The following is a 23,862-nucleotide window of genomic DNA, read 5'->3' on the forward strand; positions in this document are numbered from 1 at the left end:
TTTGTGGAAGCGGGCTTGCTCGCGAATGCGGTTTCACATTCAACGTTGACGTCGGCTGACCCACAGCTTTCGCGAGCAAGCCTGCTCCCACAGGGTTTTCGCCAGGCACAAGATTGTCGTCTCACCACGCTGGCACGGTTGCTGCTCTCACCCAAGAACTTCCCAACGTCCCGAGGACACGCTAATGAGTCAGCAAGCCGTCAAATTTGCCTACTGGGTGCCGAATGTCAGCGGCGGGCTGGTGGTCAGCAAGATCGAGCAACGGACCCACTGGGGCATCGACTACAACCGCAAACTGGCGCAACTGGCCGAGGAAGCGGGGTTCGAATATGCCCTGACGCAAATCCGCTTCACCGCCGGGTACGGTGCCGAGTACCAGCATGAATCGGTTGCCTTCAGCCACGCGCTACTGGCCGCCACGACGAAGTTGAAAGTCATCGCCGCGATCCTGCCCGGTCCCTGGCAACCGGCGCTGGCCGCCAAGCAACTGGCGACGATCGATCAACTGACTAACGGCCGGGTGGCAGTGAATATCGTCAGCGGCTGGTTCAAAGGTGAATTCCAGGCGATCGGCGAACACTGGCTGGAACACGATGAGCGTTATCGCCGCTCCGAAGAATTCATTCGTTCACTCAAAGGCATCTGGAGCCAGGACAATTTCACCTTTCGTGGCGACTTCTACCGCTTCGACAACTACAGCCTCAAACCGAAACCACTGGGGCAACCGGAAATTTTCCAGGGCGGCAGCTCCCGCGCGGCGCGAGACATGGCGGCGCGGGTGTCGGACTGGTACTTCACCAACGGCAACACCCCCGAAGGCATCAAGGCGCAAGTCGACGATATCCGGGTCAAGGCCGCTGCAAACAATCATGCGGTGAAGATTGGGGTGAACGCGTTTGTGATCGCCCGTGACACCGAAGAAGAGGCGCGGGCCGTGCTGGCGCAGATCATCGATCAGGCCGATCCGAACGCGGTGAACGCCTTTGGCGATGCGGCGAAGCAGGCGGGCAGGGCGTCACCGGAAGGCGAGGGCAACTGGGCCAAATCGACTTTCGAAGATTTGGTGCAATACAACGACGGCTTCAAGACCAACCTGATCGGCACGCCGCTGCAGATTGCCGAACGGATTGTGGCGTTGAAAGCGGTGGGTGTGGATCTGGTGCTGGCGGGGTTCCTGCACTTTCAGGAAGAGGTGGAGTATTTCGGCAAGCGGGTGTTGCCGTTGGTGCGGGAGCTGGAGGCGAAGGCGGGCGTGAAACACGCCGCCGTCGCCTGAACACCACAAAACCCCTGTAGGAGCCAGCTTGCTGGCAAAGCGGTTTGTCAGTAAACGATGATGTCGACTGGATGACCGCTATCGCCAGCAAGCCGGCTCCTACAGGGGGAGATGTGTTTACAGGCCTAAGTCGGACAGCCCTGGATGATCATCAGGCCGACGACCCAGCGGCCAGTGGAACTTGCGGTCGCTTTCCTTGATCGGCATATCGTTGATGCAGGCGAACCGGTTGGCCATCAAGCCGTTCTCGTCAAACTCCCAGTTTTCGTTGCCATAGGAACGGAACCAGTTGCCCGAGTCGTCGTGCCATTCGTAGGCGTAACGCACGGCGATGCGGTTGCCGGTGAAGGCCCAGAGTTCCTTGATCAGCCGATAGTCCAGTTCCTTGGCCCATTTGCGGGTCAGGAAACCTTTGGCTTCTTCACGGTTATAGGCGAATTCGGCGCGGTTACGCCATTTGGTGTCGAGGGTATAGGCCAGAGACACACGTTCCGGGTCACGAGAGTTCCAGCCGTCTTCGGCCAGGCGAACTTTTTCGATGGCGGACTCGCGGGTAAAAGGCGGCAATGGCGGACGAACTTCGGCGTTAGACATTTAAAGTCTCCCTATCAAATTAACGTTCAAGCAAGTTGTCGGGCTTGGTTAAAGTGTTACAGGTCCAATAACTTTCGCGCCATGCATTGCGCATTATCGGCGGCACTGTGATCACCCATGACAAGCGCCACGGTAATGGCACCGTCGATCAGGATCAGCAGCTGTCTGGCCAGCGTCTCCGGGTCTTTGGCGCCATGTTCGGTGCAGAGCTCGCGCACGTAGTCGAGCAGCTTCTGTTTGTGTTCTTTGGCGACCAGGCGAACCGGGTCTTGCGGGTCGCCGGTTTCACCGCTGGTGTTAATGAAGGCGCAGCCGCGGAAGCCTTCCGAGTCAAACCAGGTCCTGAGCACGGTAAACAGGTTGAGCAGGCGATCGGCCGGGGTTTCGGCCTGGTCGACGGCGCTCCTGTACCAGTGCATCCAGCGCACATCGCGCCGTTGCAGGGCGGCGACGGTCAGCTCCTCCTTGTTGGCGAAGTAGCGGTAAATGCTTTTTCTGGAGACGCCGGCGGTTTTCACCAGAAGATCCATGCCGGTGGCAGCGATGCCACTTTTGTAGATCAACTTTTCGGTGACATCCAGAATGATGTCGCGTGTGTCGTTGCTTGTGATCTCGTTCATGTGGCGTACAGTAGAACGATCGTTCTCCTTGGTCAAGAAGGATTTTCTTCGTTAATGAAATTGCCTTCGCGAGCAAGCCCGCTCCCACAGGGGGATTGTCTTTCAAATGTGGGAGCGGGCTTGCTCGCGAAGGGGCCATCACAGACACCGACAAGACCCGAACCAACCGATGGTGTAAGCTCTCAAACTCTCCGGATTCGACCCATTTGCGAGCCCTATGCCGTCGCTTTTCAAACGCTCTCTGCTGCCCAAACTGCGCAGTTTTCCGCTGACCGCCGATGCCGTCACCATCCTCTCAGGCGCTGCCGAGTTCCGTCGTTGCCTGCTGGAAAAAATCGCTGCAGCGACCCAGCGCATCTACATCGTCGCGCTGTACCTGCAACAGGATGAAGCCGGCCAGGAAATTCTCGATGCCTTGCACGCCGCCAAACGGGCGCGTCCGGAACTGGACGTGGTGGTGGTCGTCGACTGGTTGCGCGCCCAGCGTGGCTTGATCGGTGCCGGCAAGCAGCCGGGCAACTCGGCGTGGTATCAGGAAATCACGCGCACCCACGAAAGCGTTGTGCCGGTGTACGGCGTGCCGGTGCAGACCCGCGAGCTGTTCGGCGTACTGCATCTGAAAGGCTTCGTGATTGATGACTGCGTGATCTACAGCGGCGCCAGTCTCAATAACGTCTATCTGCACAAGTTCGACAAATATCGCTACGACCGTTATCACCTGCTGCAGAACAGCGCGCTGGCCGATTCGATGCAGCACCTGGTCCAGCACGGTCTGATCGCCTCGAAAGCGGTACACCGCCTCGACCTGCCGAACCTGCCGACCACCCGCAGCCTGCGCCATGACATCGGCGACTTGCGCAGCCGCCTGAAACACGCAGCGTACGACACCACCACGGGCAGCACGGCCAAGGACGGTTTGTCGGTCAGCCCCTTGCTCGGGGTAGGCAAGAACAACCCGCTGAGCCGGGTGATTTGCGAATTGATCGCCAGCGCCCAGCATCAACTGACGATCTGCACGCCGTACTTCAATCTGCCGCTGGCAGTGACCCGGGAAATCAACCGGGCATTGGCACGTGGCGTGAAGATCGACATCGTGGTCGGCGACAAGACCGCCAACGATTTCTACATCCCGCCGAGCGAGCCGTTCAAGGTGATCGCGGCATTGCCGTACCTCTATGAGATCAGCCTGCGCCGCTTCGCCAAGCGTCATCATCGCAGCGTCGACAGCGGTCAGTTGAACCTGCACCTGTGGAAGGACGGCGACAACACCTATCACCTCAAAGGCATGTGGATCGATCAGCGTTACACCTTGCTGACCGGCAACAACCTCAACCCGCGAGCATTCCGCCTCGATCTGGAAAACGCGTTGCTGATTGATGATCCGAAAGGGGAATTGCTGGCGTCGCGTCGCAGTGAGCTGGCGGAGATCTTCCAGCACACCACGCGCATCGAGCGGTATCAGGATCTGGAAACCCTGCCGGATTACCCGGCGGCGGTGGCCAAGTTTCTCAAGCGGGTGAGCCGGGTGCGGATCGAGCGGTTGCTGTACCGCATTCTTTGATTTTGTATTGCGGCTACTGACGCCATCGCGGGCAAGCCCGCTCCCACAGTGATAGGCGGTGATCACAAGTGTTGTGGACGCCGCAAAACCTGTGGGAGCGGGCTTGCCCGCGAAGGGGCCCGCTCAAACGCTACAAAAACTCAGTTCAACCCAAGCTTCCCACGCAACGTCGACAAATCCTCAGCCAACGTATTCACCGGCCCAACCAGCGCTTTGCGGTCGCCTTCCTTCACCTTGTCGTAAGTCTCAAAACCCCCATCCTTGGTTTTGTACTTGGCCAGTGTCTTGTTGACCGCGGCAAAGTTCTTGTCAACCTTGGCAATGAACGCCGCATCCTGTTTCTCGATCTGCGGACGGAACAGGTCGACGATTTTCTTCGCGCCGTCGATGTTGCCCTGGAAGTCGTAAAGATCGGTGTGGCTGTAGCGATCCTCCTCGCCGGAGATCTTGGTCGCCGCCACTTCTTCCAACAGCGCCGCAGCACCACCCACCACTTTCTCAGGCGGGAAGGTCAGGCCGGCCACGCGGGTTTGCAGGTCTTTGACGTCTTTGTTCAAACCATCGGCCAGTTCGCCCAGGCCCTTGGTGCTTTTCTCGGAGAACAGCGAATATTCGATGCGGTGGAAACCGGTGAAGTCTTCGGCCTTCACACCTTTTTCGTGATCGTCGACACGGGAGTCGATGGCCGCGTCGAGGTCACTGAACAGTTCGGCGATCGGCTCGATGGACTCGTAGTAAACCCGGGTCGGTGCGTAGAGTTTTTGCGCGGTGGCGAGGTCGCCATTCTTCACGGCGTCAGTGAATTTCTGAGTGTGGCTGGCCAGTTCGTCCAGTTGTTCCGTGACGTAGATCTTGTAGTCCGAAATCGGCCCCACCAGCTCCAGCGGCGCCGTCGCCGCGAAAGCCGAAAACGGGGTGTTGAGCAAGCCAAGGGTCAGCAGTAACGCGAGTGGCGACTTCTTCATGGGACGGTTCCGTGTGGGAGGTGGTTAGGCGGTTGTTTTTGGGGATGCGGCGTCAAGCAGCGAGCGACCGATGAAATCCTGGTCGCCCGTCACACCCGGCAGGGTGAAGAAATAGCCGCCGCCGACCGGCTTGAGGTATTCCTCGAGCGGCTCGCCGTTGAGCCGGGTTTGCACGGTGATGAAGCCTTTTTCCAGGTCGGCCTGGTAGCAAATGAACAACAACCCCATGTCCAGCTGACCGTTCTTGTTCACGCCGTTGGAATAATTGAACGGCCGGCGCAGGATCAGGTTGGCCTGGGTCGCGGCGGTGCGCGGGTTGGCCAGGCGAATGTGGGCGTCGAGTTTGGTCAGCTTGCCTTGCGGGTCTTTGGCGTAGTCCGGGACCTCGGTTTCATGGGCACCGCCCATGGGCGCGCCAGTGCTTTTGATCCGGCCGAGAATGCTTTCCTGTTCCTGCAGCGGCGTGCGGTCCCAGCGTTCGACGAAATTGCGGATGATCCGCACCGCTTGATAGCTGCCATTCACCGCCCAGGCCGGTTCGTCGCTGCCGGGCTGGACCCAGACGATACTGTCCATGGCCTTGGCGTCGTTGGAATCCGGGTTGGCCGATCCGTCGCGAAAGCCCAGAAAATTGCGTGCACTCTGCGCCGGCACACCGGGTTTCGCCGGCGCTTGCGGCGGCACGCTGCCTTCCTGTTTCCAGCGTACGAGCAGCAGGTCCGGCAGGTTTTTCACGATGTCACGCAGGGCGTGGATGTTGGTGTCGGTGGTGTTGGCGCAGAACTGCAAGCTCAGGTCGCCATGGCAGCAATCGGCTTCCAGCGCATCGTTGGGAAAACCGACCATGCGGCTCAGCCGTTTCGGTTTGGCGCCCGCCAGGCCGAAGCGCTCGTCGAACAACGATTCGCCGACCGACACGGTGATGGTCAGGTTGTCCGGGGTCACCACCGGGCCGAGAATGCCTGAATCCACCGGCGGCAGTTTCGGATCGACCTGCGCCACCGGACCGCCCTTCATCAGGAACGCGATGCGTTCATTGAGCGTGCGGAACAGCCGCTCCAGGTCTTCGCGGTCGCTGGCCAACACATCAAACGACACCAGCATGCCGGACGCAGGGCGCGGGGTGACGATGCCGCTCTGGTGCCGGCCGTGGAAGTCGTGGCGGTCCTCGGTCTTGTCGCTGCTCGGCGCTTCGGTGACTTGCGCGGGGCTGGCAGCCATGGCCGGGCAGCTCAAGGCCGAACCGGCGAGGGCCACGCCGGCGGCGCCCATGCCCATCAATACCCGACGCCGTTGAAGGTTGAATTGCTCTGAATCGTTCATCTGAAGTTCGTCTTCTGCTATAGGCCGGAAAGGCCAAGGGCGGGATCGATGCCGTCGAGTGCGTCGGCCAGCGCCTTGGCCTTGTCGGCGATCTGTTTACGCTGTTCGGTGCTGACGCTGTCGTAGCTCGCGTAGCCGTTCTCGACCTTGAAGCCGTTGAGTTCGGCATCAAGGCTGGCGAGGGCGTTGTCGAGGGTTGGAAGCAGGTCGGCGGCGGACTTGGTCAGCAGCGGGCGCAACAGGTCGACGACTTTGCGGGCCGCGTCAAGGTTGCCGGCGAAACCGTTCAAGTCGATGTGGCTGTAGCGTTCTTCTTCACCGCTGCTGGCGCGCACGTCCCCCAGGTTGTTGAGGTTGCGCACCACAATGCTGACCAGTTGTTCCGGCGGCAGCGATTGGGCGAGCAGTTGTTGCTTGAGCGTGGTGACATCGGTCAGCAGCCGCTGGGCTAGCGGTGTCAGGCCGTCGAGGGAGCGTTGCTGGAACAACGCATATTCGAGGCGATGGAAACCGCTGAAGCCCGGATCCTGCTCACGTTTTTCAAAGTAATCGGCGCGGGCGTCGATCGTGTTGTCGAGTTCGGCGAGACGCTGTGCCGCCGGGGCGATGCGCTGATACGCGGTGCGGGCCGGGATGTACAACGCTTGCGCCAGACTCAGGTCGCCGGCCTCGATGGCTTGTTCGAGCGCGGTGACGGCTTTGATCAGCGCAGTGCTTTGGCTGCTCAGGTAAACGCGGAATTCCGACAATGGCCCGACGAAAGCGACCATCGCCGGTTTGGCTTTGGCCGCGGCATCGGAAGCGGCGGTTGGCGTCACGTGCAGTGTGCCGCGCGGATTGCTCAGCAGGCCGCAGGTGATCGCGTAATCGCCGGGCAACAGGTTGGCGTTGATCACCTGGCTCAGGCCGGGCGCGATGTTTTCCCGTTCTTCGACCACCAGCACGCCGTCGAGGATTTCCCATTCAACGGCACGGTCCGAGCGGTTGACGATGCGGAAACTGGCGCGACCGGCCGGCACCGTCAACGCATTCGGTTCGCAGCTGTGCGGGTGAATGGTCACCAGCACTTCGTCATGGTTGCTCTGGCGTTTGGCCGCGGCCATTTTCGAGGCGTAGTAGAACAGGCCGCCGGCGGCGATCATCACGATCACCGAACCGGCCACCGCCCAGCGCAAGGCGCGGGGAGGGGAGGCCTGAGGAGGAGGAACTTGATTTGGCATGGGTGCCCTTACTGACTGGAAATCACAATCCTGTGGGCGCGAAGTCGCTCGCGAAAACACCACAGGCGCCGCTGTACATCTGGTTTTGCGCGTTATCGTTAACGACCATCGCGAGCAAGCTCGCTCCTGCAAGGGGGCGGGGCGGGCATGAAGAACATCGCCAGCGCCACCACCAGGTAAATCAGATAAGCGCCGAGGGTGCTGACAGTCGGGGCATCCTGATACCCGAACATGCCGGCCAGCACCGAACCCAGCGGGCCGTCCATCGGCAGCGTGGCGCTGAAATCGAACAGCACGGTTTGCAGGTGATTCCAGACCCCGGCTTCATGCAGCGCCTGCACCGAGTTGGCGAGAATGCCGGCGGCCACCACGAGGATGAACAGACCGGTCCAGCGAAAGAACGCGCCGAGGTTCAGGCGCATGCTGCCGGTGTAGATCAGGAAACCGACGATGATCGCCAGGATCAGGCCGAGCAGGGCACCGATCGGTGCGGCCGGACCTTCGCTTTGCTGGAATACCGCGAGCAGAAAGAACACCGTTTCCAGGCCTTCCCGGGCGACGGCGAAAAACACCATGGCAATCAGCGCTGTCACCTGATGCCTGGAACCGGTCAATGCGTGATCGAGGGAGACGTGCAACGAATGCTTGATCGAACGCGCCACCTTGCGCATCCAGAACACCATGGAACTGAGGATGCCGACCGCGACCAGGCCGACCACACCTTCAAACAGCTCCTGTTGTTTCTGCGGAAATTCGGCGCTGACCAGCTCCAGGCCCCCGCCCACCAACAGGGCCAGTGCAGCGGCGAGGAATACACCAATCCATACGGCGGGCATCCACTGGCCGCGGCCGGTTTGCTTGAGGTAGCTGGCGATAATGCCAACGATCAATGCAGCCTCAATGCCTTCGCGCAGCATGATCAGAAAAGGAACAAGCATTCAGCACCGTCTCGGAATTAGGGTGCTAATTTGTAACATAATGACACTCATTCCCAAATGGCAATCATTGACATTTACCTGAACCTAAGCTGAACAGATCAAAAGATCGCATCCTTCGGCAGCTCCTACATTTGAAATGCATACCCTGTAAGAGCTGCCGAAGGCTGCGATCTTTTGATCTTATCGGGCTAATATGCGCACCACTGATAACAACACGGCACTCTCTGCGTAATGTCGGAAAAAGACACCATCTCCATTCAACTGGTGCGTGAAGCGCTGTTGCAAAGTTGCGCCCCGGGTGCTGCCACCGACGAGGTGTTGAACAAGGTCGGCATCGATCCGGCGCTGCTCGAATCGTCCACGGCCCGAGTGCCGGCCACCTCGTACGCACGGCTTTGGCGCTTGCTGGCCCGGCGTCGGGACGATGAATTTTTTGGCATGGACCCGCGCAAGCTCAAATCCGGCAGTCTGGCGTTTCTGTGCCGCTGCTCCATGGTCCAGCCGAGCCTCGCTGCTGGCCTGACCTCAGGGCTGGGGTTTCTGTCGTTGATGCTCGAACACTTGCCCGCGCAGCTGGTTCGCCAGCAAAGTCTGGCGGAGATCGTGCTTTTGGAAGACGACCAGGACCCGCGTCGCGCCTTTACCTACTTCACCTACTGGATGATCGTTCACGGCGTGGCCTGCTGGCTGGCGGGGCGACGGATTCCGATTCTGGCCATCGAGTTGCGCTGCCCGCAGCCGGATTTCTGTGACGACTATCAGGTGATGTTCTCCGAAAACCTGCGTTTCGACCGGCCGCGCACCCGGATGATCTTCTCGGCCGAGTGCCTGGATTTGCCGATCAAGCGCAGCGCCGAAGAACTCAAGCGATTCCTGGCCCATGCGCCGGCCAACATTCTGGTCAAGTACCGCGACCCGGAGAGCCTGGCGAGCCGGATCAAGCACGATTTGCGGCAGTTGCCCGCCGAACAGTGGCCGGAGACTGAACCTCTGGCGCAACAACTGTGCATGTCGGCCTCGACCCTGCGTCGGCGGCTGGCGGAAGAGGGGCAGACGTATCAGGGGCTCAAGGACAGCGTGCGCAAGGAATTGGCCATCGTCTGGCTGGCTGAACCGAGTATCAGTTTTGCCGAAATCGCCACGCGGCTGGGGTTTGCCGATGCGAGTTCGTTCTACAAGGCGTTTCGTAAGTGGTCGGGGTCGAATCCGGGGCATTACCGGAGTTTGATTCTGAACGAAGCGAGCTGAGCCGGGTTTTGTTGTGATTGGGCGGCCGTCATCGCCAGCAAGCCGGCTCCTACAGGGGAATGCGTTCCAAACTGTAGGAGCCGGCTTGCTGGCGATGGCATCTGTCCAGGCACCACACCTCTCAAACCTTGGCCAAACCAGTCAGACAACTTGATAGCTTTGACCATTGCCCCACCCCCCGCGCGGAGCGAGTATTTCCCTGTTGGTTACGGTTCCCCCAACCTAATAAAAATACACAGGGATTCTGGCAATGCGCGATTACTTGTCTGCCACGTCACAGTTCAATTATCAGCACACCGTCGACGCCGCACTCGCGGGCAACCTGACGGCCCTCAATGCCTGCGTCGAGTGTTGCGACCGGCATGCATTGCCAGGCCGCATCGCGCTGTTCTGGGAAGGCCGAGACGGCACCAGCGCGACGTATACCTTCAGCGACCTGCAGGACAAGGCTGCGCGTTTCGCCAACTTCCTGCTGGCCCAAGGCGTGAAGAAAGGCGACAAGGTCGCCGGCCTCTTGCCGCGCAATATCGAACTGTTGATCACCGTGTTTGCCACCTGGCGCATCGGCGCGGTGTATCAGCCGCTGTTCACCGCGTTCGGCCCCAAAGCGATCGAGCATCGCCTGAGCAGTTCCGGCGCCAAATTGGTGGTGACCGATGCGGTCAACCGCTCCAAACTCGCTGAAGTCGCCGACTGCCCGACCATCGTCACCGTCGGCGGCGCGAAAGGCCAGGGCATTGTCCGTGGCGATTTCAGCTTCTGGGCCGAACTGGCCAACTATTCCCCCGAGTGCGAACCGGTGCTGCTGACCGGCGAAGACCCGTTCCTGCTGATGTTCACCTCGGGCACCACCGGTCCCTCGAAAGCATTGTCCGTGCCGCTCAAGGCCATCGTCGCCTTCCAGAGCTACACCCGTGACGCCGTGGACCTGCGCCCGGAAGACTCCTTCTGGAACGTCGCCGACCCGGGTTGGGCCTACGGCATCTATTTCGGGGTTACCGGGCCGATGGCGATGGGGCATCCGATCACTTTTTACGATGGTCCGTTCACCCTCGAAAGCACTTGCCGGGTGATCAACAAATACGGGATTACCAACCTCACCGGTTCACCGACGGCCTATCGCTTGCTGATTGCCGGTGGTGACGAGTTCGCGAAATCGATCAAGGGCAAGCTGCGCATCGTCAGCAGCGCCGGCGAGCCGTTGAATCCGGAAGTGATCCGCTGGTTCGCCGACAACCTCGGCGTGGTGATTCATGACCATTACGGCCAGACCGAATTGGGCATGGTCCTGTGCAATCACCATGGCCTTGAACATCCGATTCACATGGGCGCCGCCGGTTTTGCTTCGCCGGGCCACCGCATCGTGGTGCTCGACGCCGAGAACAAGGAGTTGGGCGTCGGCCAGCCAGGCATCCTGGCCATCGACCGCACTCAGTCGCCGATGTGCTGGTTCGCCGGTTACGAGGGTGCGCCCACCAAGGCCTTCGTCGGCAACTATTACCTGAGTGGCGACACCGTCGAGTGGAACCCGGACGGCAGCATCAGCTTCGTCGGCCGCAGTGATGACGTGATCACCACCTCCGGCTACCGCGTCGGCCCGTTCGACGTGGAAAGCGCGTTGATCGAACACCCGGCCGTGGTCGAAGCGGCGGTGGTGGGCAAGCCCGACCCGGAGCGCACCGAGCTGGTCAAAGCGTTCGTCGTGCTCAGCGCGCAATACCGTGCCGCACCGGAGTTGGCCGAAGAACTGCGTCAGCATGTGCGCAAGCGTCTGGCCGCGCACTCGTACCCCCGTGAAATCGAATTTGTCAGCGAGTTGCCGAAAACCCCAAGCGGCAAATTGCAGCGCTTTATCTTGCGCAACCAGGAAATCGCCAAGGCTCAAGAGGCCGCGGCGAAGAACGTTTCAGCTTGAATCCAAGGAAACAACGATGCAGATCGAAAACAAGGTTTTTCTCGTCACCGGCGGTGCCTCCGGGCTCGGCGCGGCCACGGCTGAAATGCTGGTCGCGGCCGGCGCCAAAGTGATGCTGGTGGACATGAACGCCGACGCTGTTGCCGCTCAGGCCGAACGTCTGGGGGCGCAAAGCGTGGTGGCGGACATCAGCAACGAAGCGGCAGCTGAAGCGGCGGTGCAGGCGACAGTCAAAGCTTTCGGCGGTCTCAACGGTCTGGTCAACTGTGCCGGCATCGTCCGTGGCGAGAAGATCCTCGGCAAGACCGGCCCGCATGCGCTGGCCAGTTTCAGCCAGGTGATCAACGTCAACCTGATCGGCAGTTTCAACATGCTGCGTCTGGCGTCGGCGGCCATCGCCGAAACCGAACCGGATGCCGATGGCGAGCGCGGGGTGATCATTAACACCGCGTCGGCTGCGGCTTACGACGGACAGATCGGCCAGGCGGCTTATGCCGCGTCCAAAGGCGCGATTGTCAGCCTGACCTTGCCCGCCGCCCGTGAACTGGCGCGCTTCGGTATTCGTGTAATGACCATCGCTCCGGGCATTTTCGAGACGCCGATGATGGCCGGCATGACCCAGGAAGTTCGCGATTCCCTAGCCGCTGGCGTGCCGTTTCCGCCACGTTTGGGCAAACCGGGCGAGTATGCCGCGCTGGTCAGGCATATCATTGAAAACAGCATGCTCAATGGCGAGGTAATCCGTCTCGACGGTGCCTTGCGCATGGCCGCCAAGTAAGGAGGATTTGTCATGACCCTTTCCAACGATCCCATTGTTATCGTCAGCGCCGTCCGCACCCCGATGGGTGGATTCCAGGGCGAACTGAAAAGCCTGACCGCGCCACAACTGGGCGCTGCCGCCATTCGTGCAGCTGTTGAACGCGCCGGTGTGGCGCCGGATGCCGTTGAAGAAGTGCTGTTCGGCTGCGTGCTGCCCGCCGGCCTCGGCCAGGCCCCGGCCCGTCAGGCGGCACTGGGCGCCGGGCTGGATAAATCGACCCGCTGCACCACCCTGAACAAGATGTGCGGTTCCGGCATGGAAGCGGCCATCCTGGCCCACGACATGCTGATCGCCGGCAGCGCCGATGTTGTCGTCGCCGGCGGCATGGAAAGCATGTCCAACGCGCCGTACCTGCTGGACCGCGCCCGCAGCGGTTACCGCATGGGCCACGGTCGTGTGCTCGATTCCATGTTCCTCGATGGCCTGGAAGACGCCTACGACAAGGGCCGCCTGATGGGCACCTTCGCCGAGGATTGCGCTGAAACCAACGGCTTCAGTCGCGAAGCCCAGGATGCGTTTGCCATCGCGTCGACCACCCGCGCGCAGCAAGCGATCAAGGACGGCAGCTTCAAGGACGAAATCGTGCCGCTGACCGTGACCGTCGGCAAAGAACAGGTGGTAATCAGCAATGACGAACAGCCACCGAAAGCCAAACTGGACAAGATCGCCTCGCTGAAACCGGCGTTCCGTGAAGGTGGCACCGTTACAGCGGCCAACTCCAGTTCGATTTCCGATGGTGCGGCGGCGCTGGTGCTGATGCGCCGTTCCGAAGCTGAAAAACGCGGTTTGAAACCGCTTGCGGTGATCCATGGTCACGCGGCATTCGCCGACACGCCTGGTCTGTTCCCGGTGGCACCGATCGGCGCGATCAAGCGGCTGATGAAGAAAACCGGCTGGTCGCTGAACGACGTCGATCTGGTCGAAGTCAACGAAGCGTTCGCCGTGGTTGGCATGGCGGCGATGACCCACCTGGAAATCCCCCACGAGAAACTCAACGTTCACGGTGGTGCCTGCGCCCTGGGCCACCCGATCGGTGCGTCCGGTGCGCGGATTCTGGTGACCTTGCTCTCGGCCTTGCGCCAGAAAGGCCTGAAACGCGGTGTTGCAGCGATCTGCATCGGTGGCGGTGAAGCGACGGCGATGGCCGTGGAATGCCTGTACTGATCTGACCTGCAGGAGCCGGCTTTCTGGCGATGGCGTCCTTGAAATCGCCATCGCCAGCAAGCCGGCTCCTACAAGGGCAATCACCTTTTTAAGGATTCACCATGATTCCCAATGACGACCAACAACAGATCCGCGACATGGCCCGGCAATTTGCCCAGGAACGGCTGAAACCGTTCGCTGCCGAATGGGACCGCGAGCACCGTTTCCCCAAGGAAGCCATCGGCGAGATGGCCGAACTGGGTTTCTTCGGCATGCTGGTGCCGGAGCAGTGGGGCGGTTGTGACACCGGTTACCTGGCCTACGCCATGGCCCTGGAAGAAATCGCCGCCGGCGATGGCGCCTGCTCGACCATCATGAGCGTGCACAACTCGGTGGGTTGCGTGCCGATCCTCAACTACGGCAACGACGATCAGAAAGAGCGCTTCCTCAAACCGCTGGCCAGCGGTGCGATGCTCGGCGCTTTCGCATTGACTGAACCGCAAGCCGGTTCCGATGCCAGCGGTTTGAAAACCCGTGCACGTCTCGAAGGCGATCATTACGTGTTGAACGGCTGCAAGCAGTTCATCACCTCCGGGCAGAACGCCGGGGTGGTGATCGTATTTGCGGTGACGGACCCGAGTGCCGGCAAACGCGGGATCACCGCGCTGATCGTGCCGACCGATTCGCCGGGCTATAAAGTCGCCCGCGTCGAAGACAAACTCGGCCAGCACGCTTCCGACACCTGCCAGATTCTGTTCGAAGACGTCAAAGTGCCGGTGGCCAACCGGCTGGGCGAGGAGGGTGAAGGCTACCGGATTGCCCTGGCCAACCTCGAAGGCGGCCGCGTCGGCATCGCCTCGCAATCGGTGGGCATGGCCCGCGCCGCGTTTGAAGCGGCTCGGGATTACGCCCGTGAGCGCGAGAGTTTCGGCAAACCGATCATCGAACACCAGGCCGTCGCGTTCCGCCTGGCGGACATGGCGACCCAGATTGCCGTCGCCCGGCAGATGGTGCATTACGCCGCAGCGTTGCGTGACAGCGGTAAACCGGCGCTGGTCGAAGCCTCCATGGCCAAGCTGTTCGCCTCGGAAATGGCTGAAAAGGTCTGCTCTGCCGCGTTGCAAACCCTCGGTGGTTACGGTTACCTGAACGACTTCCCGCTGGAGCGGATTTACCGCGACGTGCGGGTGTGCCAGATCTACGAAGGCACGAGTGATATTCAGCGCATGGTCATTTCGCGCAGTCTCTAAAAAGAACCTCTGTAGGAGCTGCCGCAGGCTGCGATCTTTTGATCCTGAAAATCAAAGTCAAAAAATCGCAGCCTTCGGCAGCTCCTACGGGGGATCAAGCGTTATGCAAAACAGGAGTTGTTTATGAGTTACGAAACGATTTTGCTGGAAATCCACGGCCGTGTCGGCCTGATCACCCTGAACCGTCCGCAGGCGCTGAACGCGCTGAACGCGCAGATCGTCAGCGAACTGAACCACGCCCTTGATGGTCTGGAAGCCGATTCGAACATCGGTTGCATCGTGCTGACCGGCTCGAAAAAAGCCTTCGCCGCCGGTGCCGACATCAAGGAAATGGCCGAGCTGACGTACCCGCAGATCTACCTCGATGATCTGTTCAGCGACAGTGATCGCGTGGCTAACCGCCGTAAGCCGATCATTGCCGCCGTTAACGGTTTTGCCTTGGGCGGCGGCTGCGAACTGGCGTTGATGTGCGATTTCATCCTGGCGGGTGACAACGCGAAGTTCGGTCAACCGGAAATCAACCTCGGCGTGCTGCCGGGCATGGGCGGCACCCAGCGCCTGACGCGCGCAGTCGGTAAAGCCAAGGCGATGGAAATGTGCCTGAGCGGGCGTTTGATCGATGCGGTGGAAGCGGAGCGTTGCGGGATTGTCGCGCGGATCGTGCCGGCGGATGAGTTGCTGGAGGAAGCACTGAAAGTCGCGGCGCTGATCGCCAAGAAGTCGTTGCCGATTGCGATGATGGTCAAGGAAAGCGTCAACCGCGCGTTTGAGGTGAGCTTGTCGGAAGGCGTGCGCTTTGAGCGTCGGGTGTTCCATGCGGCGTTCGCGACGCAGGATCAGAAGGAAGGAATGGCGGCGTTTATTGCCAAGCGTGAGGCGGAGTTCGTCGGGAAGTAATGTAGCGTCTTCACGGACGCTTTCGCGAGCAAGCCCGCTCCCACATTTGACCGCATTTCTCCTGAGGGAACGCGATTGAATGTGGGAGCGGGCTTGCTCGCGATGCTTTTAAGCTTTTAAAGCTTCACACCAGGTAATGCTTCAGCTCCCGGGCAATCACCATCCGCTGTATCTCGCTCGACCCTTCGTAAATCTGCGTAATCCGCGCATCCCGGTAATAACGCTCCACCGGGTAATCCTCCAGATAACCATACCCGCCATGGATCTGCATCGCCGACGAGCAGACCTTCTCCGCCATTTCCGACGCAAACAGCTTGGCCTGCGAAGCCTCTGACAAACACGGCTTGCCCGCACTGCGCAACCGCGCGGCATGCAGGATCAGCAACCGCGCCGCGTTCAGGCGTGTGTGCATGTCGGCCAGCATGTTGGCGATGCTTTGATGCTCGATGATCGGCTTGTCGAACTGCACGCGATCACGGGAGTAGGCCAGCGCCGCCTCGAACGCGGCACGCGCAATGCCCAACGCCTGCGCGGCGATGCCGATGCGTCCGCCTTCGAGGTTGGACAGCGCAATGGCCAGGCCTTTACCGCGTTCGCCGAGCAGATTGGCTTCGGCAATGGTGCAGTTGCTCAGGGTCACCGCACAGGTATCGGAAGCACGGATGCCCATCTTGTGTTCGGTGCGATCGACGATGAAACCGGGGGTATCGGTGGGCACCAGAAATGCTGAAATACCGCGCTTGCCAAGGTCTGGATCGGTCACGGCAAACACGATGGCCAGTTTCGCCCGCTTGCCGTTGCTGACAAATTGTTTGGCGCCGTTGATCACCCACTGGCCGTCGCGCAGTTCGGCACGGGTGCGCAGGTTGTGCGCTTCGGAGCCGGCTTGTGGTTCGGTCAGGCAGAAGCAGCCGATGGCCTTGCCGCTGGCCAGATCCGGCAGCCAGGTCTGTTTCTGTTCGTCGGTGCCGTAGTTCATGACCGGTCCGCAGCCCACGGAATTGTGGATGCTCATCAGTGCGCCCGTGGCACCGTCGCCAGCGGAAATTTCTTCCACCGCCAGCGCGTAGGCGACGTAATCAACATAGGTACCGCCCCATTCTTCGGGCACCACCATGCCCAGGAGCCCCAGTTCGCCCATCTTCGCCACCAGACCATCGTCGATCCAGCCGGCCTTTTCCCAGGCTTGCGCGTGGGGCGCGATTTCGCCGCGGGCAAAATCCCGGGCCATGTCGCGGATCATGACTTGTTCTTCGCTCAATTCGATATCGTGCATGGCTCAGCTCCCGCTCCGGTCAAACCCTGTGAAGAAACTCGCGACATGCCCGGCATCCAGCGCCTGCAAGGTCGGCGGGTTCCAGCGCGGGCTCTTGTCTTTGTCGATCAGCAAGGCGCGCACGCCTTCGATCAGGTCGCCGCGCTCGAACCACTGACGGTCCAGGTGCAGCTCAAGGGCGAAGCAGTCTTCCAGGCTCAAGTGCCGACCGCGGCGCAGCATTTCCAGGGTTACAGCCATGGCCAGCGGTGAACGGCTTTCCAGCAGATCTGCTGTGGTCGTGGCCCATTCATGGCTGTCGGCAACCGTGACTTCGCGCAGTTGCTCAACAATACTCGGCACGTCGGGCAGGGCGAAGAAGTGATCGATGGCCGGACGCAACTTGCTCAGTGGCGCATCGGGCAATTGCTGCACCGCGAGTTGCGCCAGCAGGCTTTGCAGGTCTTTTAGCGGCGTGTCGTGCCACGCCAGTTGATCGAGTTGCTCGTCCAGCTCCACCAGTTTGTCGCTGTCCAGATACCAGTTGGCCAGCCCGCAATAGAGCGCATCCGCCGCCCGAATCTGCACACCGCTGACCCCGAGGTAAATACCCAGCTCGCCAGGAATCCGCGGCAGGAAGTAACTGCCGCCTACATCCGGGAAATAACCGATGCCGACTTCAGGCATCGCCAGACGGCTTTTCTCGGTGACCACCCGCAAATCGGCGCCTTGCACCAGACCCATGCCGCCGCCGAGGACAAATCCGTCCATCAGGGCGAGTACGGGTTTGCAGTAATGGTGGATAGCGAGGTCGAGGGCGTATTCCTCGACAAAGAAGTCTTCGTGCAGCGTGTCGCCGTTCTTGAAGCTGTCATACAGCGAGCGAATGTCACCGCCGGCACAGAAAGCTTTTTCGCCAGCGCCGCGCAAAACCACGGCGTGAACCTGCGGTTCGTCCGCCCAGGCGTCGAGTTGGCGGTGCAGTTGGCGGACCATGTCCAGAGTGATCGCGTTGAGACCGGCGGGGCGATTGAGGGTCAGGTGACCGATGTGGTTGCGAACCTCGGCCAGCACGTCATTTTGCATGGCATCCGTGGACGAAGTCCCCTTCAATGAAACCTGAGCAGTCATCACTAACTCCCTGCTTTTATTGTTCTTTATAAAGAAGCTCGCGTGCGAGCGATGCAGGATCGTAACAGTGCAAATTTGTGATGTACAACCGGGATACGTGCAGGTTCTTTCTGCAAATTTGCAAGGGCTGACACGAATACCGACTGTGGGAGTGGGCTTGCTCGCGAAGGGGGCGTGTCAGTCAACATTAATGCTGGATGAGCCGGCCTCTTCGCGAGCAAGCCCGCTCCCACAGGGTTCGGTGTTATGTCAGGTTCTACTGCTCAGCACTTCACCAATGCTGCGGCGCTTGGCGTGCAATTCACTCGCATGGATCAGTTGCTCAAGGTCTTCCGGCGTGACGTCGAAGAAGGCTTCCATGTCCGCCAGGGCCAGCTTCAGGTCCTCGGCGTTGATGGCCCGCCGATCGATCGGCGGATGATCGGCAGGCACCACGGCCATCGGTTCGCTGGCGCGCTTGGGGTAACGGATGCGCGTCAGGTTGTTATAAACCAGGGCGCTGAACAGCATCGTCGAGGCGCCGAGCATTACCGGGGCGAGGGCTTTCCAGTCCAGGGCGATGGTCGCCGGATCGGCCAGCACCAGCGTCAGGGCCAATGCGCCGGCCGGCGGATGCAGGCAGCGCAGCCAGCACATCAGGATCAGCGCCATGCCCGCGGCGAGGCACGCGCTGCCAAGGGTTCGTCCGAGCACATGAGCGACCAGCAGCGCGATCACCCCGGCGCTCAAGTAGCCGCCGAGTATCGACCAGGGTTGTGCCAGCGCCCCGGAGGACACCGCGAACAACAGCACCGCCGAAGCACCCAACGGTCCGATCAGGTGCTGCGCGACTTCGATGCCGAATACCTGGGAGCAGAGCCAGACGCTGAACATCGTGCCCAAGGCCATGCCGATGGCGGCGCGGCTCCATTCGGAAGGGCGGGTGTTGACGGCGGCAGGTAACCAGCGAGCAAGCATTTGGCAGACGACCCATTGAAAAAATCGAGGCAAAAAAAAGGCTTACCTGGGATACCCAGAAAGCCCTTGAAGGTGTTCCAACAATTGGGGGAGGAACGGGGCACAGTGTGCCGTTCATTCCGGATGCTGACAAATTCATATTAATGCAGTTTGAGTGCATTATTTTTGTTGTAGTCCGACCCGGCGACCACTCATGAAACACAGGAACCCGCCCATGGCGGTCAGTGCACTCAGGGCATAAAACATCGTCGGTGCCGGCGTGTGCATCAGCAGGAAACCGCAAATCACCGGGCTCAGTGCGCCGCCGAGGGCCGCGAGGTTCTGCGCGCCATAGTAGCTGCCGCGCAAATCCTCTGGAGCCAGGGTGTCGACGAAGAGGAATTCGGCGGGGTAAATGATCATTTCGCCGAGGGTGAAAATGAACATCGCCACGCACCATGACACCAGGCTATCGGCCAGGCTGAAGCCGATCAGGCCGAGAATGAACAGGCTGGTACCGCCGGCAATCCAATAGCGCAGTTGTTCGCGCTTGAGGAAACGCCCGATCTGGTATTGCAGCAGGATCACGCTGATGGCGTTGCAGGCGAGCAGGGCGGCCATGGTTTCCAGGGCGCGCTTGGAGTCTTGGGTCACCAGCAGGTATTGCGACAGGTACAGGGTGAAACGCCCGTGGACCACGGTGCTGAGCAGACAGCCGCAGGTAAACATGATCAGCGTACGGTCGTTTTTCAGGGTGATCAGGGTTTTCAGGAAACTCTGTGGCTGACCGATCGCGGGTGTCTGCGCCGAGTCCCTAGGGATTCCACTCATTAAAAAGATGCTGAAAAACGCGATGGCGCCGGCAATCAGGAACGGCGCGATCGGGTACACCCCGGCAATCACCACACCGAGCATCGGACCGGTGGCGTAGCCGATGTTGGTCAGGGTGTAGCGCAATGAAAAGGCCTTGGCGCGCTGGCCCACGGGCAGGTTTTCGCTGAGGATCGCCTTGGACCCGATCAGGAACAGCGCCGACGCCGTTTCGGTGATCACCAGGGTGAGGGTGGTCAAATACAGATTTTCGGCGAAGGTCAGCAGCACGAAACCGATGGCACTGGAAAGCATGGCGAGGATCAGCAGCCGGCGCTTTTCGAGCCGGTCGATGATGTAGCCGCCGTAGAGCGCGAGCAGGGTGGCGATAAACACCGCGATACCCAGCAGCAAGCCAACGTCCTGTTGGTTGAGCCCGAGTTTGTTGCTCAGGAACAACGTGAGCAACGGGCTGGTGATGGCGCGGCTGACGACGATGGTCAGCGAGACGATCATCAAACGGCGGATAACGAGCGAGTAAGTGGCCACGGCGGGGCAAATGTCCTTATTCAGATTCTGTAGTGTTCGTCGCGACACCGAGTCGCTGCCATTCGCGAGCAAGCCCGCTCCCACAGGGAACGCATTCCAAAATGTGGGAGCGGGCTTGCTCGCGAAGATGTCCGCACAGACAACGCAAGATTCAAGTCAGCCACCGATCCAGCGACCGAACCGATTCCAGCGCTTCCAACCGCCACAACTGCCCGATCAGTTCCTCAGCCTGAGACCTCGGCATCACCCGCGTCGCCAGACTGAAAAACTTCTCCTCCAGCGCCTCGTCACTCAACGGATTCCCCGGCGCTCCCAACGGTGGATCGACACAAAGACTCGCCCGCCGACCGTCCACGGTCAGCACGCTGACAACAGGCTCGCCATCCTCTGACAGTTGCAGGTCCACTTCAAGGCGAATGCGCGACATCCACTGGGCAATCCGCGGATCGCTTCGCTGTTCATCGTCATAGGCTTCCAGTCGGCAGTGGCCATGCACCAGTCGGGCGGCGAGGGCGTACGGCAGGCTCATCTGCGCTGCCGCCAGCGTGCTCACGTCCTGAGCGCCGCACATGTCCTGCAGGAAACCGCACAGCGATACCTGGATGTCCTCGATCTGATCGACGCTGACCTGCAGTTGTTCCAGCAACAGCCCCAGCGCGTCGATTGCCGAATGCGTCCCTCGGCATGAGGCGTAAGGCTTGATCGAACAGCGGGCGAGTTTCCACACGATCCCGAGATCTGCATCCAGCGCCTCTGGTTGAGCCGTTTCAACGGCCAGGGTCTTGAGAAATCCGCCCCAGACGTCATCGAATAACTTCGTCGGCCCCGTGATGCCTTGCAGCGCAAACCGCGCTGCGAGCAGTCCACCCTCTGCCGCGCGACCGCTGTGCAGTTTTTTGCTTTGCGAGCCATCGTGGATGAAGGCCCACAATCCGCCGCTGAAACTGCCGGCGATGCCCAGTGCCGACACCATTTGTTCGGCGTTCAAACCCAGAATGAGCCCACTCGCGGCCGCTGCGCCGAAGACGCCGCAGGTCGCCGTGGAGTGCCAGCCGGCACCGTTGTGCGCCGAATATCCACCACAGGCTTCGAGCACGCGGCGGCCGACGTCGTAGCCGATGACCACGGCGGTGATCAACTCACGACCGCTGACAGGCCTTGCACACATCGACACCGCAGCCATCACCGCCGGCAGCACCACAGCACCGGAATGATCACAGCCACCGGTGTCATCCAGTTCCAGCGCATGGGCGGCGACGCCGTTGAGCATGGCGGCCTGAGCGGCGCCGACCCGCACCTCCGAGCCCCAGACCCGCGTGGTGCCGCTTTCGCCCTCGAACACCTGACGCGCCTGCTTTGCCATGTCGCTTCCAGCCCCGGCCAGCGTCGCGCCAAAGGTGTCGAGGATGTGCCGCGTGGCTTGCTCCACCAGTGCCGGTGGCAAGTCTTCAAATCGTGTGTCGACGCAAAACTGCGCCAGTCGTTGCAGACGTTCGGTCATAGGAGGTAATCCCGGTAGTGCCGCTCGTACACCGACGCCGGGTGATCCTCGGCCACGGGCGGCGCGGATTCAGCCCACCATTGCGCGACGTCGACGCCGGTGGCGATCCACACGTCGTCGTGCTGCTGAATGCTTTGCAGCAACTCGCGCAACACGCCAATCCGCCCCGGCGTGGCAATGATTTCGGGGTGCAGGCGCAGCACGTAACAGAGCCCGAAACGGTGAAACCCGGCGAAGTCCATTTGCAGATTGCCCAGGGTGTGGCTGTAGGAAGCGATCCGCGATTGCGCCGGCGGCACCGCCGGGCTCAGGTTGAAGGCGAAGTAAGGTTCGTCTTCCAGTTCGTAGTGCAAGGGCAGCTCGATCACGTCGTGCGCGGTGGGATGAGCGAATGGCAAATCGTCGCCACGCCATGAAGACGACCAGCAAATGCCTTGATCCCGCAGTGCCTCGATGAACCCCGGCGCACCGTTGCCAGCGGGAATGCGAAACCCGGTCGGACGCTGGCCGGTCAGCGCTTTCAACGCTTCGCAGCCACGGGCGATTTCGGCGCTCTGCTGCTGCAGATCGAGGGTGTCGTAGTGCTGGTGACGATACCCGGCGCAGGCAATCTCATGCCCACCTGCCTGAATCGCCCGGATGTGTTCCGGGTTTTCCTCGGCAACGATGCCGGGGACAAACCAGCTGCTGCGCACGCCCAGTTCTTCGAACAGGCCCAGCAAGCGGTCGACACCGCGTTGCGTGCCGTAACGCCAGACTGAGAGCGTCTTGTCGCGCCCGGCGACTTCCGGCGCCTGGGTGAGAATGCCGTGGATGTCGTTGTAGTCGACGGTCAGCACCACGGCGCAGCGGTAGCCTTTGGGCCAGAGAGTGGAATCAGCCATGGTGATGCTCCTTCAGCCACCACTGGGCGACATCGCGGCAGGTGGCGAACCACACGTCGTCGCGCTGGCGCATGTGTTCGAAGAGTTTTTCCAGCAACAGGATGCGTCCCGGTTTGCCGGTGATCTTGGGGTGGAACAGGGTGGTCAGGCACAACCCTTCATTCATGGCGCCGTCGTATTCGCGGCACCAGTTGTCCAGGGTCAGCTCATAACTGGCGGTGCGGTCCAGCCCGGAAGGGAAGTCCGGCGCACGGGTGTAGGCGAGGGAGGCGTAGTCGTCCATTTCCCAGCGACCGGGGATTTCCACCAGCGGCGTTTCGAAGCCGGGGACATTGACCAGATAAGGACGGTCATCGCCGCGCATGCTGCTGGAATAGGTCACGCCGGCTTCCACCAGCATCGCCGGCGTCTCGGCCCGCCAGTCGCCGGACGGCGTGCGGAAACCTTCGGCGCGGATATTCAGGTGTTTCCAGAACACCTCTCGGGATTTTTTCATCACGTCCTTTTGCTGTTCCAGCGTCAGGGCGTAAAAGGATTCGTGTTTGTAGCCGTGGTACGCCACCTCATGCCCGCGTTCGACGATCGCCTGGCACTGTTTCGGCCAGTTCTCCACGACCCAGGCCGGGACGAAGAAGGTGGTCGGTATCCGGAACTCATCGAGCAGATCGAGAATCCGCGGCAGTGCGCGGTAAGGGCCGTAACCGCCGAAACCGAAGTATTCGGGCTTGTGCCAGATCGAGCCGTTGAGCATCGCATCGCCGGTCGGGCCATCGAGGTCGAAGGCCAGGGCAAGGCAGGCTTTGTGCTGGTCGGGCCAGGTGGGCTGGGGTGAGGAGGACATTGGTGGTGCTCCGTACTCAATAGTCGAAACGCAACGTGTGGGAATCGGTTTGCTGGCGATGGCGGTGTGTCAGGCGCCATGTATGTTGATTGACGCGCCGTCTTCGCGAGCAAGCCCGCTCCCACATTAGGTCTCGGTCGATCACAATTATTGTGGTCGACCCATAACCCCGTAGGAGCCGGCTT

The 23,862-nt window shown here is 60.8% G+C and carries 21 protein-coding genes; 8 read left to right on the forward strand and 13 right to left on the reverse strand.

Features of this window, described 5'->3' with window-relative positions:
- The first annotated feature begins 184 nt into the window (after positions 1-184).
- The gene (gene sfnG, locus PMI01S_RS14500; RefSeq protein WP_084320688.1) at positions 185-1,276 is read left to right on the forward strand and encodes a dimethylsulfone monooxygenase SfnG; all 1,092 of its coding nucleotides are present in this window, start codon (positions 185-187) and stop codon (positions 1,274-1,276) included.
- Between the two features lie 117 nt (positions 1,277-1,393).
- Here sfnG and PMI01S_RS14505 read toward each other — a convergent pair whose 3' ends face one another.
- Both PMI01S_RS14505 and PMI01S_RS14510 read right to left on the reverse strand, forming a co-directional pair.
- A complete protein-coding gene (locus PMI01S_RS14505) occupies positions 1,394-1,870 on the reverse strand; it encodes a nuclear transport factor 2 family protein (protein ID WP_008152708.1) in 477 nt (158 codons plus the stop codon).
- A 56-nt stretch (positions 1,871-1,926) separates the two neighbouring features.
- On the reverse strand, positions 1,927-2,490 hold the full coding sequence (locus PMI01S_RS14510; RefSeq protein ID WP_084320689.1) for a TetR/AcrR family transcriptional regulator: 564 nt from the start codon (positions 2,488-2,490) through the stop codon (positions 1,927-1,929).
- A 217-nt stretch (positions 2,491-2,707) separates the two neighbouring features.
- Here PMI01S_RS14510 and pssA point away from each other — a divergent pair, with 217 nt between their 5' ends.
- Positions 2,708-4,051 carry a CDP-diacylglycerol--serine O-phosphatidyltransferase gene (gene pssA / locus PMI01S_RS14515; RefSeq protein ID WP_084320690.1) on the forward strand — a complete coding sequence of 448 codons (1,344 nt, stop codon included), beginning with the start codon at positions 2,708-2,710 and terminating at the stop codon, positions 4,049-4,051.
- A 140-nt stretch (positions 4,052-4,191) separates the two neighbouring features.
- Here pssA and efeO (PMI01S_RS14520) read toward each other — a convergent pair whose 3' ends face one another.
- The 4 genes from efeO (PMI01S_RS14520) to efeU all read right to left on the reverse strand — a co-directional run bounded on the left by efeO (PMI01S_RS14520) (position 4,192) and on the right by efeU (position 8,497).
- Positions 4,192-5,016, reverse strand: coding sequence for an iron uptake system protein EfeO (efeO, locus tag PMI01S_RS14520; RefSeq protein WP_084320691.1), 825 nt, complete (start codon positions 5,014-5,016; stop codon positions 4,192-4,194).
- A gap of 24 nt (positions 5,017-5,040) precedes the next feature.
- Positions 5,041-6,339 (reverse strand): iron uptake transporter deferrochelatase/peroxidase subunit, encoded by a 1,299-nt coding sequence (gene efeB, locus PMI01S_RS14525; RefSeq protein WP_084320692.1) that lies wholly within the window; start codon positions 6,337-6,339, stop codon positions 5,041-5,043.
- Between the two features lie 17 nt (positions 6,340-6,356).
- Complete coding sequence (gene efeO / locus PMI01S_RS14530; protein ID WP_084320693.1) at positions 6,357-7,559, reverse strand: iron uptake system protein EfeO; 1,203 nt, start codon at positions 7,557-7,559, stop codon at positions 6,357-6,359.
- Between the two features lie 98 nt (positions 7,560-7,657).
- Positions 7,658-8,497, reverse strand: coding sequence for an iron uptake transporter permease EfeU (efeU, locus tag PMI01S_RS14535; protein ID WP_084320694.1), 840 nt, complete (start codon positions 8,495-8,497; stop codon positions 7,658-7,660).
- Positions 8,498-8,728: 231 nt separating this feature from the next.
- Here efeU and PMI01S_RS14540 point away from each other — a divergent pair, with 231 nt between their 5' ends.
- The 6 genes from PMI01S_RS14540 (at position 8,729) to PMI01S_RS14565 (ending at position 15,770) form a co-directional block, all read left to right on the forward strand.
- A complete protein-coding gene (locus tag PMI01S_RS14540; protein WP_084320695.1) occupies positions 8,729-9,745 on the forward strand; it encodes an AraC family transcriptional regulator in 1,017 nt (338 codons plus the stop codon).
- Positions 9,746-9,995: 250 nt separating this feature from the next.
- On the forward strand, positions 9,996-11,660 hold the full coding sequence (locus PMI01S_RS14545) for an AMP-binding protein (RefSeq protein WP_084320696.1): 1,665 nt from the start codon (positions 9,996-9,998) through the stop codon (positions 11,658-11,660).
- Between the two features lie 16 nt (positions 11,661-11,676).
- Complete coding sequence (locus PMI01S_RS14550; protein WP_084320697.1) at positions 11,677-12,438, forward strand: SDR family NAD(P)-dependent oxidoreductase; 762 nt, start codon at positions 11,677-11,679, stop codon at positions 12,436-12,438.
- Positions 12,439-12,450: 12 nt separating this feature from the next.
- Entirely contained in the window at positions 12,451-13,644 is a 1,194-nt protein-coding gene (locus tag PMI01S_RS14555; protein ID WP_084320698.1) for an acetyl-CoA C-acyltransferase, read from the forward strand.
- Positions 13,645-13,745: 101 nt separating this feature from the next.
- On the forward strand, positions 13,746-14,873 hold the full coding sequence (locus PMI01S_RS14560; RefSeq protein ID WP_084320699.1) for an acyl-CoA dehydrogenase: 1,128 nt from the start codon (positions 13,746-13,748) through the stop codon (positions 14,871-14,873).
- A gap of 123 nt (positions 14,874-14,996) precedes the next feature.
- Positions 14,997-15,770, forward strand: coding sequence for an enoyl-CoA hydratase (locus PMI01S_RS14565; protein ID WP_084320700.1), 774 nt, complete (start codon positions 14,997-14,999; stop codon positions 15,768-15,770).
- A 124-nt stretch (positions 15,771-15,894) separates the two neighbouring features.
- Here PMI01S_RS14565 and PMI01S_RS14570 read toward each other — a convergent pair whose 3' ends face one another.
- The 7 genes from PMI01S_RS14570 to PMI01S_RS14600 all read right to left on the reverse strand — a co-directional run bounded on the left by PMI01S_RS14570 (position 15,895) and on the right by PMI01S_RS14600 (position 23,677).
- The gene (locus tag PMI01S_RS14570) at positions 15,895-17,046 is read right to left on the reverse strand and encodes an acyl-CoA dehydrogenase family protein (protein ID WP_084320701.1); all 1,152 of its coding nucleotides are present in this window, start codon (positions 17,044-17,046) and stop codon (positions 15,895-15,897) included.
- Between the two features lie 3 nt (positions 17,047-17,049).
- Positions 17,050-18,156, reverse strand: coding sequence for an enoyl-CoA hydratase/isomerase family protein (locus PMI01S_RS14575; RefSeq protein ID WP_084320702.1), 1,107 nt, complete (start codon positions 18,154-18,156; stop codon positions 17,050-17,052).
- 249 nt (positions 18,157-18,405) lie between these two features.
- Complete coding sequence (locus PMI01S_RS14580; protein ID WP_084320703.1) at positions 18,406-19,113, reverse strand: HPP family protein; 708 nt, start codon at positions 19,111-19,113, stop codon at positions 18,406-18,408.
- A gap of 159 nt (positions 19,114-19,272) precedes the next feature.
- Positions 19,273-20,451, reverse strand: coding sequence for an MFS transporter (locus PMI01S_RS14585; protein ID WP_084320704.1), 1,179 nt, complete (start codon positions 20,449-20,451; stop codon positions 19,273-19,275).
- Between the two features lie 151 nt (positions 20,452-20,602).
- Positions 20,603-21,952 (reverse strand): MmgE/PrpD family protein, encoded by a 1,350-nt coding sequence (locus PMI01S_RS14590; protein WP_084320705.1) that lies wholly within the window; start codon positions 21,950-21,952, stop codon positions 20,603-20,605.
- Entirely contained in the window at positions 21,949-22,836 is an 888-nt protein-coding gene (locus PMI01S_RS14595; RefSeq protein ID WP_084320706.1) for a polysaccharide deacetylase family protein, read from the reverse strand. The genes PMI01S_RS14590 and PMI01S_RS14595 overlap by 4 nt, the downstream gene beginning before the upstream one ends.
- On the reverse strand, positions 22,829-23,677 hold the full coding sequence (locus tag PMI01S_RS14600) for a polysaccharide deacetylase family protein (RefSeq protein WP_084320707.1): 849 nt from the start codon (positions 23,675-23,677) through the stop codon (positions 22,829-22,831). Before PMI01S_RS14600 ends, PMI01S_RS14595 begins: the two co-directional genes overlap by 8 nt.
- Positions 23,678-23,862 lie beyond the last annotated feature (185 nt).

Origin of the sequence: Pseudomonas migulae NBRC 103157, assembly GCF_002091715.1 — a bacterium.
Taxonomy (GTDB): domain Bacteria; phylum Pseudomonadota; class Gammaproteobacteria; order Pseudomonadales; family Pseudomonadaceae; genus Aquipseudomonas; species Aquipseudomonas migulae_A.